Here is a 13,751-nt window from a genome sequence, read left to right on the forward strand (position 1 = left end):
ATCGGAGGATTCTCCAATGGTCGTGCGGCTCTGTACAGCCCAATTGCTCAACTTCAGTTAATTTTCAGACGGCTTCTAAGCGCCCGGCGGGCTGTCGAATTGGCCAAAGCAGAGGCTTTGCTCGATCACCAGAAATCTTCGATGCCATTTGAGCAATTTCTTCAGTCCTTGGAAAGGGGAGAGCTACCGACGGATTCGCAAATGCAAGAGTGGCGAGACGAGGCGAAGTCTTCAGTCCGGAAGCCCGAGGAAGACCCCAAGGACCAGTTGGAAAAGGAAGCGCGAATTGACCGTTGATTCGGGTTTTCAACACTGTTCGAAAGTTTGGAGCATTGCCTTCTCGGCGGCTGCGCAGGTTGGAATCGATCGGTTTCAGTGTTAGTGTACGCTGTGCCGAACAACTGCCCGAGTGGCCCACCCGACTTGCCCCCCTCGCATCTCGCTAAAGGGTCATCCTCGGTCACTTTCAGTCACCCGAGGGTGGGGAAATCTCGTTTTCGAACTGAACGCAGATCAGGTATAATGCCTTGATTGGCAGTGGTCGGGGTGGCGGGATTCGAACCCACGGCCTCTTCGTCCCGAACGAAGCGCGCTACCAGACTGCGCCACACCCCGATCTCTCGGTGAAACCAAGCCCGCTTTCGGGAAAGCGGGGCGGCTTTCTTCACAATTTCGCGGTCTCCTGCAAGCGAATTTTAGGGAAGCTTCCGACGCGATTTTCGATGGTGATCCCGCGGCTCGTCTGGAGAGTGAGGGATGTTTTTCCGGGTTGGGATCGGTGCGGTCAGGATTCACGGGTCCCTGACTCTCAGTCGGACGAAGAGTTTGGTTTGTCCGGCCGGTAGGGGCGGGGGTGTCACGGTGGCGGCGACTTTCCCGCCGGATGGGGCGCAGGTCGTGACGGGGCCGGCCCATGCGGAGCCGGGGAGCTTCGTCGCGATGACGCGCCAAGGGTCGGACGCTCCGAGGTCGTGGCTGGCTTCCACTTCCAAGACGAGATTTGCGGGTAGCGTCTCAAAGGAGCTGAAGGATATCGCGAAGGTCCCGCCGGGTTGCGCGGTGGTCCGGAAGTTCTCGAGGCCGGCGGCGGCGAGATCCGGTGCGGTGGGAGAGGTGGCGGTGCCGAGTGTATTGGCCGGGGTGATGGTGGCGGTGCCCAGGGTGGCGATGAGCTCGTCGGCGCCGGGATCAAGGATGCCGTTGCCATCGGAGTCATGGAAGAGGGCGGTGCCGCTGACCCCGGCGACGGGAGAGGCTCCGAGCAGGTATCCCGAGCCGTGGAGGACCAGTTTGTCGCCGGATGCCGGTTCGAAGTCGGTGATCCTCGCGTAGCCCCCGTGGCCGGGAGTGCCGGGCACATTGTCATCGTAGAAGCGGCCTGTCGCATCCCCGAGCACGAAGGTGTCCGCGCCGCTGCCGCCGGTGAGTTGGTCGATCTCCGCCGCGCCCCGGGCCCCGGTGGTCTCGCAGCCGACGAGATGGTCGGCACCTTCCCGGGAGTTCAGCGAGTCGTTGCCTCCTTTGCCCTTGAGGATGTCATTGCCCGCGCGGCCGGTGATCTGGTCGTTCTTGCTCGCTCCGGTGATGTGGAATCGCTCGAATTCATAAGACTCGATGTAGTCGAGTCCCGCGGAGCCATTGTCGCGGCGGTAGACCGTGTCGGTCATGTAGACGCCGCTGTAGGCGGGGAGGTCTTCCATCGAAAAATCCACCACCAGCGTGTCGATCCCGTTGCCGCCGAAGACCCGGTCGGTGCCGAAGCCCGGGCGGACGATGTCGTCGCCGTCTCCGGTGACGATCCAGTTGTTCGTGCGGGTACCCGCGGTGATGTCATCGTTGCCGGAGCCGGTGAAGATCCGAAGCACCTGTTCGCAATTGCGGACATGGGTGCCATTGGGGAATTCCAGGTTCGTGGGCGTGGCGTCGCTCCAGACGACGGGCACGGTCTGGTTGGAAAGGTCGATGGCGAACTGGTCGAAGCCCGGTCCGCCATCCATTTCGAAGACGGCACCGGCAGCCAGACCCCGGTAATTCCCATGATGCATTGCGAGTTCATCGAGGAGGTCATTCCCCGGCCCACCTAACAGAATGTCGTGACCGTCCGCGGGGAACTCCGACGAGAGGTCGATCGTCCCGCAGCCAGTCAGGACATCATCCCCCTCGCCGCCCTCGAGCCGGTCCGAGCCGCCGCGGCCTGCGAGGAAGTCATTCCCGGCCATGCCGATGAGGATGTCGTCGTGCCCCTGCACCGGGCCATGGATCTGGTCGTCCTTGCTCGCGCCGATGATCTCCAGGCGTTCGATGCTGGCGAACATGTAGCTGTCGAAGCCCGGCCTTATCATCGTGGTGCTGCTGGTGGTGATGCGCGGTGCGGCCGGCAGGTCAGCCCGGGAAAAGTCGATCTTCAGCGTGTCGATGCCGCCGAGCCCGTCGATGTAGTCCGGGCCGGAGAAGGACTCGCTGATGCGCCCGCCACCCCGGAGCGGCTGGAAGACATTCGGCCCCTCGGTGCCGGTGAGGTTGTCCGCGGCATCGGTGCCGATCACGTTTTCGAAGCCGAGGATGACAGTCTCGCTCGCTCCGTTGTTCGTGGCTCCGGTCGAGAGGTTCACGATGACGCCGAAGGTATCGTAGCCGTAGTAGCTGAAGTATCCCCGCGTCATCATCCTGCTCAGATCCACGGTGTCGATGCCGGGGCCTCCTTGGAGCGTGTCTCCTCCGGTGCCGACCATCCTGCCACCTTCGAAGCGGGGATACGGGACCTCAGGGTAGGGCGGGGATCCCGGGATATCCAGATGGACGATGACGTAGTCGTCACCCGGACCCAGATCGATGATATCGCGTCCCGTTCCTCCCTCTACATTGTCATTCCCGTCACCGGTCTGGATGGTGTCGGCACCCGGGCCGCCAAGCACCCGGTCATTCCCGGCTCCGCTGGTAATGTGGTCGTCGCCGATGCCGCCATCGATGAAATTGTCGCCATCGCCGCCATGGATGGTGTCGGCCTGGTTCGGGAGATAGGCACTCCAGTCGAAATTGTATTGATCCTGAAGGCCCTCGAATGCCGGCGTGTCCGGCCCCTCGCCGTAGAGGGTGTCATTCCCGCTGCCGGCGGTGATGGTGTCCTTACCCTCGCCACCTTGGACGAGGTTCGTGCCATTGCCCGCGTCGATGATGTCGTTCCCGCCAAGCCCTGCCATCGAGTTGTCTCCCGCGTTGCCCGTGAGCGTGTCATTGAATTCCGAGCCGACGAGATCCTCGATCGAGCTGAGGAAGTCTCCCTGCGCATCGCCGCACGTGGCCGCGCCGGTGGCGAGGTTCACGGTCACGCCCTGCGGGGAGTGGAAGTAGCTGGTGAAGTCACGGCCGTTTCCGCCCAGCAATTGGTCCGCTCCGGGACCGCCCTCCAGTGCGTCATCGCCGTCGCCGCCTTGCAGGATGTCGTCACCTCCGTAGCCGAAAAATTGGTTCGATCCCGCATCGCCGGTAAGCGTGTCGGCGAAGGGCGAGCCCTCGAATTGCTCGATGGAGAGATAGGTGTCTCCCGCCGCATCTCCCGTGTGTTGCCCGCTTGTCAGATTGACCGTCACAGCGGCGGTGGAGTCGGCGAAGGAGACCATGTCGATGCCGGGGCCTCCGTCGTGAATGTCGGCACCGGGTCCTCCTTGGAGCACGTCCGGTCCCTCGCCACCGAGGAGCGAGTCATTGCCACCATTGCCGTGCAGGAAGTCGCGGCCGTCGCCGCCGGAGAGCGTGTCTTGGCCCGCTCCTCCGAAGAGCCGGTCGATCCCGGCATTCCCTTCCAGATGAGCGGGCGAAAGCACGTCCGGTGCGAGCCGGATGGTGTCGTTCCCCTCGCCGCCGGAGCCGTGGATGGTGCTAGTCACCGCCCCGTAGGGCGGGGCCGAGGGACCGCCGGCGGTGCCGCCGTTGCCCGAGAAGGTGATGCCGATCTGCTCGTTGCCCGCCATGCCCGATCGCCGGGTGATCTCGAAGGTCTCCGGCCCGTCCTCGATGTAGCCGGAGACGCGGAGCGGGGCGTCCGGACCGATGTGCAGAACGGCATTCCCGGCGGCGATGTGGGCGAGCACGGGCTCGGGGGTGTCATCACAGGCGTGAGAGAAGTCGAAGATCCTGCCGACCGGGAAATCATAGTCGTAGGTGTAGGAGAAAGGGCCCACGCCGACGGTGACATAAGCCTGCAATCCGTAGTGGAGGCTGCCGCTGGCCTGCAGCACGCAGAGTGGCGATTGGTCGAAGTTCGCGATGAACTCATCGAGATGAACTTTTCCGTTTTCATCCGTATCGGTCAGTGTCGCCTTTGCATTGGCGAAAAGCGAGCCGCCCGCACCTGCTTCCGCCAGCAGGACATTTGCCGCCACGCTGGCTCGCATGTCAGCGTTGAGTTCCGCCATTGAGATAGGTGCTCCATTCTGGTCGACAGGGACGAGGATGTAGAAGCCATTGAAGACATCTAGGGGATCGCCACTCTCCGCGAGATCGAAGAGCCCCTTCGTGTCGAAGCCGAAATCGATATCGAGCCGGATATTGCCCGTGCCGCGGAAGCGGAAGCCCAGCGGCCCGGCAAGGCGGATGAATTCATCGATGTCGTAGAGCGGGAGTTGCTGCGTCGCATTGTCCATCGTGAAGAGATCGACGTTCTTGCCGAGCAGCAGGCCGAAGGCGGTCTCGGGCTCCTCCAGGATCGGGAAGCGCAGGCCCTTGCTCAGGGAACCATCGGCCAGGATCTCCTTCGGGAAGATGCCGGTCTTGTTGACGAAGCTCTGCACCGCGGGGTCCTGGAGGACAGCGAGCGTTGCATTGCGGATCTTGTTCGGCGTGATGCCCGCGAGATCGAAGTCCGGCAACCGCGGATCCACCGTGCCGAGGTCGAAGTCACCGAGGTCGATCAGCACGTTCGATCCGGCGCCGGGCTCGATGGAGTTCGCGATGTCGATGATCTTCGCGAGGATGTCGAAGTCGTCCGCCTGGTCCTGCGTGATGGCACCGCTGGCGACCGCCATTTCCAGCAGAGACTTCGGCACGTGCTGGTTCATCGAGTTCAGCTCGGTGAGCAGCGGGATGGGCTCCTGCATCGCCTCGACGATGGGCTGGAGCGGCTCGGTGACCGAACGCACCTCCGCCAGTATGGGTTGGGCGAAGTCGGAGAAGAACGAACCGAGGTCGAGCTTCACGTTGCGGAAGGCGGCGACGGGCCGCGAGCCGAAGCCCGCATTCATGTCCCCGGCGACCACGTTCGATGCGCTGAAGCTCCACGAGTAGTTCAGATCCGCGATGATCTTCGGCAGGGCACCCGAGCTGAGATCGCTGGTGAAGTTGAGATTGATCGCGGCATTCCCCGAGAGAGTGGCGTCGAGCAGGTCGCCGCCGAGTTCGCCCGGGCGCAGCCGGTTGTCCGCGCCGCTCGGGTCCAGCAGATCGACCAGGAAGGTGCCGCCGAATGTGGTGGGCGGTACGCTGTCGCCGTCCGTGCCGGATTCATCGGCGATCTGGAAGTGGATGCGCGAGAGCTTCGCCGACGCGCTGAAGCCGGGGATGGTGGTGGTGATGCCCACCGAGAGCGAGGAGGCGTGGTTCGCGGTATTCAGGTAGAATCCGCCGGCATCGACACCGATGGAAAGCGCGAAGGAATAGTTCAGCGCGGTATTGGCAGAGCCCTGCGTCTGTAGGCCCAGCCCCGGCATCCCGAGCCCGCCATCAAGCGGCAGCGCGAAGGCGGGGAAGGCGCGCGTCGTATTGATGGAAAGCTTGAGATCGGCCGAGTCAGAGGCGTCCATCGTGACCGCGCCAGCCGTGATCGAGGCGGCGGAGAGAGCGTTCGCGACTGCCTGCTCGACCTGGGCTCTGGTATAGTTGGCGGAGCCCTGCAGGGTCGATAGCCCGCCCTTGATCGCGTCTCTCACGCCGAGCAGATGATGGGCGGCCGGGATGCCCTGCGCTGCCGCTTCCGAGAGCCCGTCGCCGAGCAGCGGCAGCGAGTCGCCGAAGACCTGCTCGATCAGGTCCGCCTCGATGGCTGCCAGCGCGCCGTCCAGCCCGGCGATGAGTGCGTTGATCTCCGACTGGGTGGCCATTCCGTTCGCACCGAGTGTGCGGACTGGAGCGTATGCTCCGCCTCCCGGAGCGTGCAGCGGATGGGGGATGATGGACAGATGCGGAGGCGGCAGAAAAGGGGAGTGCCCGGAACCGGGGGAGTAGGGATTCGGATTGCTGGAAAGCTCCTGCGGAATTCCTCCGGGTGAGATCGGCGGTAGGACCGGGATCAAGCGCGATGCCTGTTGCTTCCCAAGCGTCCATCCGGGAAAGGATGGCTGCCCGGTCGTGATGGTTTCCGGCCCATTCGATGGGATCTCGCGATCCCTTTCCGTTGGCGATGCCTGTCGGTCGGGAGTGCTTTCCGATGAAGGTGAATGCCACGAATTCGTCAGGTGCGCTGCACCGAGCAACAGGGCGACGATCGTGAGTCCGGGCGCGAAACGACGAATGGCGTTCATGAGAGGGATGCGGATCTGGCGAGGATCGGGCGGTCGGCGGCGGGCAAGGCCAAGTGACCGGAGGTGGTAAAAGGGATCGCTGGAGCGACCACGATGGATGCCCGGGAGGTGGCTCCATCGCCCGACGAGGATACGTATGATTTCTCCCGAGGCAATATCATGCTTCATATCTTCACCCCGTGGGAAGCCCCGGATTACCGGGATGTGGTGCCGGAGATAGGGGATTTTTAGTTAACAATACCGGACGATGGAGGCGAGTCGGATAGTCGCAGGAACGGTAGGGGGACCGGCGGGAATGGCCGTCATGAATTGTCGAAGCTCGTTGACCGGGACGGGGGAAATCTCTAGAAAACATTGAATACCGGGGAGTCGTGGTGGTTTCCCGGGCGCAACCCTTCCCACCCATGAAAACCCGCCTCCCTGCGGCACTGCTGTCGCTTGCCTTGTCGTGTCCGCTGTTCTCGGACGAACCGGTGCCGCCGCCGTTGGTGGGGTTTGCCGCGGGTTTGCCGGGTAAGCAGGTCCGCCTGACCTGGGAGTCCGAGGCCGGGATCCGCTATCGCATCGAGCGCTCCACCGACCTGGGCGCACCCGCCGGCGGTGGATGGAAACAGGTCGCCATGGTGGAGGCGACGGGCCCGGCGGGCGAGTGGCGCGACACGGAGGCGATCACCACGCGCGCCTTTTATCGCATCGTCCAGCCTCAGGCGGAGGTCTTCTCGATACCGGAGCCGGTGCTGCCTCCCGGCGGTGGAGATCTCTTCATCCATGGCCAGCGCATTCCGGACGGGAGCATGCTGGTGATCCTCGTCGATGGCGTGCCGCAGGAGTTTCCGCTCACCGCGATGGGCGGGGGTATGTGGCGCGCTCCGGTGATGCTGGGCGGCGCGATTCCCGGCGCGAGCATCCTTTCCTCGGCGGTCCGTAGTCCCTCGGGCACGGATCTCGTTTCGCTGAATGTCCCCATCACGATCACCGCCACGGGGCGTGCGACGGATTCGCCTCCGTCGCTGCCGCCGGGTGGTCCGCTGGCCGCGTCAAATCCCATCCCCGGTGTGGGCGTCGTGGTGAAGCGAAATCCCATCGCGACCACCGCGCGCATGGGCCAGACGAATGTCCTCGCGAGGTATCCCGCCGCTGCGGCTTGGTTCAGCAAGAAGGGCTACGATTCGTGGAAGGCTCACTCCGACATGGCGGCGGTTTCGACAGGCGAAAATCCGTTGTATGGAGGCAGCGGCAACCATGGCGACAATCCCCTGTACACGGGCGACAAGGGGCTCAGGGTCGTCAACAACCACGCGATCAATACCAAGGGCGCAGGGGCCAATGTCGGCCGTATGATGCCCTCGCGCACGGGCATGCCGGGTGAAGTCTCTTTCCACCACGTGGCGCTCGATCTCCCGTGTGCAGCCGGGCCGCCGCTGTCGTGGATTACGACCTATCGCTCGAAGCTCCCGGTCTCCTCCGGCCTCGGCTCGGGGTGGGATTTTTCCTACAATGTCTCCATCGAGCCGGTGCCCGTGACCGCCGGTGAGAATGCCCCGCGCCTGATCGTGCGCGATGGTGGCGGGCGTGCGGATGTCTTCCATCGCCAGGCCGACGGCAGCTATCGCTGCGATGGCATGTTCCGCGAGGGGCGCTTCCGCAGCGGGGTCTTCACGCTGACCTTCGCCGATGCCGGGCGCTGGGTCTTCCGGCCGCTCGATGGTTCGCCGGGCGCGGGGAAGATCTCCAGCATCATCGACCGGAATGAAGTGGCGCTGACCTGCGCCTACGATTCCTCGGGCATGCTTTCGCGGGTGAGCGATGCCTTCGGCCGCAGCCTCGCGGTGGAGTGGGGGAGCACGGCGCCGTCGCGCATCGTCTCCGTCACCTCGCAGGATGCCACGGGCTCGGTCAGCTATCAGAAGATCGAGTATCACTACGCCCCCGGCAGCGCCCGCCTCGCCTCGGTCAGCGCGCCATTCGTCCCCGGCTCGCCGCCATCGGTCGGCCCGGTTTCCTTCACCTACACGGACGGACTGCCGGATCCGAACCTGAATGGCAACCTGCTCACCGTGCAGGACGGCGCGGGCCGGCTGGTGGATGCTTATGAATACTCCGGCGTCACCGACCCCGCGAATCCCGCCTACGACACCTGCTCGGCGCACGACCGGAACCGCCTCGGCACCACGGGCGCGAAATTCCGCACCACCATCGCCGCGCTGCCGGGAGGCGGCTACGAGGTGTGCGAGAATGACGAGGTCGGCCGCGTCGCGGTGAGTTCCTTCGACAAGTTGCACCGCCTGCTGCGCGTGCGCCAGTACACCGGCTTCGCCACGCCGGACGCGCCGGTGACTTCGTCCAGCCTGCCCGCTCCGGCGACGAAGCTCCGCGCGACCGATCCCGATTTCTACGAGACGACCTGCGCCTACAACGCCGACAGCCTGTGCATCCGCATCACGAATCCGGATGGCAGCGGCGAGCGGGTGATCTACGACCGCGATTTCCGCAAGGATAGCCCCGTCCGCGAGCGCGGGAATGCACGCGTGGTCTCTCTGGTTTCCTCCACCGGCGAGGTGCGCAGCGTGACCTGCGATCACCTGCCGGGCTACGGTGCCTCCGAGTCCGCCCGCCCGGGGAATCCGATCAAGGGCATCAGCGTGAAATGCGGCCGGAGCCCCGGCGGGGACCCCGATCAAACGGGCATGGTCACCGCGCCGGGCGTGCTGCCGGGAGAGTGCGACGATACCGATGAACTCCTAAGCGCGCGGCTCTCGATGAATGTGACGACGCCCCGGCAGACGCAGGGATTGAGCTTCGGGGAGAAGAAGAAGGGCGGCCCTCGCGATTCCGCATCGGGCCTCGCCACCGGCAGGCGCATGTATTCGGCGCTCTCCGTGAATGACGATACGGACTTCGGCTCGGATGCCGTCTTCGCCGCCATCGATGACTACGACACGGACGCTCTCGTGGCCTACGGCGACGACAGCGATTTCTCGCCCGGCATCGCTGGCGACATGTCCTTCGTCTCGCGCATCATCACCGCGCACGGCCAGTCCTTCACCTACAGTCATGATGCCCGCGGAAACCTGGTCAGCGAGAGCGGTCCGGTCTCCGGTTCGGGCGCGTCGATCTCCTACAATGCGCGCGGGCAGGTGACTTCCTACTCGATCCTCGATGACATGGACGTGGACTCATCGTTCACGAAGATGGTGACGTACGATGACCATGACGGCTTCGCTTCCTCGGTCGTCGTGGACCCGGAGGGCTTGGCCCTCACCACGGCCTTCGGTCGTGACGATCTCGGGCGCATTTCCTCGGTCACCGATCCCGCGGGCGACACGTGGTCGTATGGCTACGATGCTTCGGGCCATCTGGTCACGGCCACCAGTCCGCCTGCACCACTGCCTATCGTAACAGCCGCCGTGCTGGATGCGGGTGGATGCGTGGCACGCGTCGATACCGCCCACCTCGGTGCGGACGGGAAGCCGGTTGCGGAAAATCCCGCCTACTCCGTTTTCTACGTTCACGATTCCCGCGGACGTCTCTCCCGCGTGGCGGTGGAGGAGCGCCCGGTGGATGCCTCCGGCGTGCTGGTGCCGGACACGCTCGGGCTGGATCACTTCGCCGTGACGGACATCACCTATGATGCCGCCGGGCAGATCGTCCGTCTCGCCACACCAGCGGCCAGTCGTGGCCAGAGCGTCGATCTCTCCTGCGCTTTCTCATATGACGAGCGAGGCCTTCTTTACGAGACCCGCCATGGCGATGCCGGGTCTTCCGTTCCGGTTGTCCTGCGTTGCGACTACGATGCGTTTGGCGCGCTGGTCCGCCATACGACCGTGGCCTCCGGTGTGCCCCAGCCGCAGACCGTCATCACGTGGGACGGCTTTCACCGGCTATCTTCGGTCACCGATCCGATGGGAAATGTCACGGAGTTGGACTATGACAACAGCGGCTACACCACCACCACGGTGCGCGGCGAAGTGCAGGACGTGCCGGGCTCCGCGGGCAATGTGATGCTTTATCGCTCCACCGCGAGGATGGGCGGCCCTTCGCTCCGTGCCTTCAACCAGAATGCATCGCGGAGCAATCACACGCGCGCCTTCAACCAGAACGCGTCGCGGAGCAACCACACGCGTGCCTTCAATCAGAATGCGTCCCGCAGCAATCACACTCGCCTCAGCCTGACGGGCGATCTGTTCTTCGATGTCTTCGCTACCGATGACACCTGCGTGGAGGAGCGCTTCACTCCCGGAAGCTCCGCCGCGCCTGCCATGGAGACCACGGTGGTCCATCGCTCGTCCGGCGGACGCCCGGTGTCCGTCAGCCACGGAGAAGACACCGTGGCGACGATGACCTATGACACCGCGCGACGGCTTGCCATGGTCTCGGACGGTGCGGTCACGAGGGCATACACCCGGGACAAGAAAGGAAGGGTGACGGTTTGTGGCGATACGGACCACTTCCTCGTCGCCGGCCCGCCGGACAAGACTTTCACGATGACGCTCGCCTACGACGCGCTCGGCCGCTGCGTGTCCGTCACCGATGGGGTGGGGAATTCCTCGTCGATGGAGTGGGACTCGCTCGGCCGCTGCGTCTCTGTGAAGGAGCCGGGCGGTCTGGTCGTGCGGACCGCCTACGATGGCAGCTCCGCCACCGGGCCCTACAGCGCGCGGACCAGTGCGGACGTGGATGGAGACGGCCAGCCGGACGTCCTCTCCACCGTGCTCGAGAGGTGCGGGGAAACGCTGTGGGTGGAGAACTCCTATGGAGATCGTACTTCATTCGTCCGGGACGGGGCGGGCCGCCTGACTCGGACGGATCACCCCGACCTCACCCACGAGCAGACCATCTACGATGCGCTTGGCAGGGCGGTCTCCGTGCGGCGGAAGAATGGCGCGGTCATCGCCTGCGACTACAACCTGCGCGGCGAGCTCACCTCGATCTCCCACAGCCAGTTGCCCGCGGGAGTGCTGCCTGTGGCGGCGACCACCTTTTCTTACAATGGTCTCGGTGATTGTGTGCGCACCGAGCAGGGCAGCTCGGTCATCGCGTGGACCTGGGACTCGCTTGGGAACCCGCTCACCGAAACGCAGGGCGGCCGCACCGTGAGCCGCACCTTCAGCCAGCGCGGGCGCACCAGCATCACGTATCCGGACGGGCGGCGCTTCGCCGAGTCGCGCGATGCCCTGGGCCGCCTGCTCTCGATCACCAGCCTCACGGCCACGGGCACCCCGGTCTCGCCGCCGGTGGTAGTGCTGGAATACGCGGGCCATCGCGTCTGCACCTGTATCCAGGGCGAGCACGTGCGGACGAGCTACAGCTACCGCGGCGATGGCACTCCGGGCGGGGCCGACTCGAGCTTTGACACGCCCACGGAGATGATCGTGACGGATTCGCTCGCCCATGAGCTGGCGCACGTCGTCCAGCAGCGGGATCGCAACCAGCGCGTGATGTCCCGGCAGACGCTTTTCACTTCCAGCGCGCAGGGGCCGGGGCGGATGCAAAGTTACACGCGGGATGCGCAGGGCCACATTGCCAGCGCCACGACCCGCACCCGCGCCTCCGGCAGCGCGCCTGTGACCGAGGACAGTGTGAGCTACCTTTACGACAAGGAGGGCATGCGCATCCAGCAGACCCGCAATGGCGTGGCCTCCGATTACACGCAGAGCGCCGCCATCCCTCCGGGCGACCGGCAGATGGGCCAGTATTCCTCATGGCCCGGTGGCGCGATTTCCTGGGATGACGAGGGGAATCTCCTCGGGATCCAGCGCGGCACCACCACCCACACCAGTCAGTATGATGCGGAAGGTCGCCTTGTCTCCGTCTCCGCTGCTGGCAGCACTTTGGTGAGCTATGGCTACGATGCGATCGGTCGCCGCGTTTCCCGCACCACGGGCGGCAGCAGCGGCTCCGTCACAACGCACTTTGTCCACGATGGTGCAGACTGCATCCAGGAGTGGGGCGACGATGGCACCGGCACGGGCACGGTGAATGCCGCCGTCACCTATGCCTCCAGCGACGGGACGAAGTACGGCATCACCACGCGCGATGGCACGGTGCTTTACCCGGTTTCCTCCGCCGCATCCCGGCCGCGCTCCCGGCAATGCTCCTGCCCGTCCGGCTCATACGTCATGGCCGCGAAGAACAAGGTCGAGCACTGGGGCGATCCGCACGAGAATCTCAACGGCAAGCACATCAAGGACTGGGAAGGTCGCAGCCGCATCGTGCTGGTGGCGGATGCCAGCGGCTCGGTGACCGGGCGGATGGACGCCGACGATGCCGGCCGGCCGGTCTTCCTCACCTCCGATGGCGTGGTGACGGGCACCGGACCGGTGAGCTGCACGCTTCCCTTTGGTCTGTGGGAGCCATCGATCGGCATGCTGCTCGGCCCGGACGACGTGTATTCCCCGGATCTGGGCATGACCGTCGCCCGCGGGAATGGCCACGTCACCGTGTTGAAGTCCGCCGCGACCGGCGGCGGGGGCAGTGGCGGCTCGCGCGTGCAGGATCACAATTCCAGCCGCTCCAACAAATCGTCGCGCTGACCCCGGAGCGGGCGGAGTGTACGAAAGGCTTCACTGCAAAAGGCTTGCCAGTCCCGGCCCCTCCGCCTACCTCCCGCGCATGGCCCTTGAGACCACCCTCATTCTGTTCAAGCCCGATGCCGTGTCCAAAGGCCTCGTGGGAACCGTCCTCGCCCGCTTTGAAAAGGAAGGCTTCACCATCCGCGGCATCAAGAAGCTCTTCCTGACCGACGAGCTGCTCGCCGACCACTACTCGCACATCGCGGACAAGCCCTTCTTCCCGTCCGTCCGCGGCTTCATGCAGGAGACCCCGGTCATCGCGCTCGCGCTGGAAGGCGACGACGTGATCGCCAAGGTCCGCGACCTGCTCGGCCCCACCGACTCGAAGGCTGCCGCTCCCGGCACTATCCGCGGTGACTTCGGCGACAAGGAAGGCGACGCGAAGATGCGCAATGTCTGCCACGCCTCCGACTCCCCGGAAGCCGCAGCCGACGAGATCAAGCGCTTCTTCAAGGAAGGCGAAGTCTTCTGAGATCGCGACGATCCGATCCGATTTTTCCAAAAGCCCGGCCCGCCGAAAGGTGCGCCGGGCTTTTCGTTTGGAAACCGTGGCTCCGCGCCCGTGGTTCCGGCATCCTGCCGGAAGCCTCTTCACGGCAAAGCGGGCCTCACCACGCATGTCCGCACCCCACGCCACTGCTCCATCCCATGCAGGCTGGCGGCT

Annotated in this window: 5 protein-coding genes and 1 tRNA gene; 4 read left to right on the plus strand and 2 right to left on the minus strand. The window is 64.8% G+C overall.

Going from position 1 to position 13,751, the window contains the following annotated elements; genetic code table 11:
- A partial coding sequence (locus OKA04_RS15860) for a hypothetical protein (protein ID WP_264502169.1) occupies positions 1 to 297 on the plus strand: 297 nt, incomplete at its 5' end.
- A gap of 241 nt (positions 298 to 538) precedes the next feature.
- On the opposite strand, the gene OKA04_RS15865 is transcribed toward OKA04_RS15860, so the two are convergent.
- Together OKA04_RS15865 and OKA04_RS15870 are read right to left on the minus strand one after the other, a co-directional pair.
- Positions 539 to 615: transfer RNA gene (locus OKA04_RS15865), tRNA-Pro, on the minus strand.
- A 176-nt stretch (positions 616 to 791) separates the two neighbouring features.
- On the minus strand, positions 792 to 6,095 hold the full coding sequence (locus tag OKA04_RS15870; RefSeq protein WP_264502170.1) for a calcium-binding protein: 5,304 nt from the start codon (positions 6,093 to 6,095) through the stop codon (positions 792 to 794).
- A gap of 336 nt (positions 6,096 to 6,431) precedes the next feature.
- On the opposite strand from OKA04_RS15870, the gene OKA04_RS15875 reads away from it, so the two are divergent.
- From OKA04_RS15875 to ndk, 3 genes are all read left to right on the plus strand, one after another.
- Positions 6,432 to 6,572: a hypothetical protein gene (locus OKA04_RS15875; protein WP_264502171.1), complete on the plus strand. Its 141-nt coding sequence runs from the start codon at positions 6,432 to 6,434 to the stop codon at positions 6,570 to 6,572.
- Positions 6,573 to 6,919: 347 nt separating this feature from the next.
- Positions 6,920 to 13,048: a hypothetical protein gene (locus tag OKA04_RS15880; RefSeq protein ID WP_264502172.1), complete on the plus strand. Its 6,129-nt coding sequence runs from the start codon at positions 6,920 to 6,922 to the stop codon at positions 13,046 to 13,048.
- A gap of 79 nt (positions 13,049 to 13,127) precedes the next feature.
- On the plus strand, positions 13,128 to 13,559 hold the full coding sequence (gene ndk, locus OKA04_RS15885) for a nucleoside-diphosphate kinase (RefSeq protein WP_264502173.1): 432 nt from the start codon (positions 13,128 to 13,130) through the stop codon (positions 13,557 to 13,559).
- Positions 13,560 to 13,751 lie beyond the last annotated feature (192 nt).

Origin of the sequence: Luteolibacter flavescens (assembly GCF_025950085.1) — a bacterium.
GTDB classification, from domain to species: Bacteria; Verrucomicrobiota; Verrucomicrobiia; order Verrucomicrobiales; family Akkermansiaceae; genus Haloferula; species Haloferula flavescens.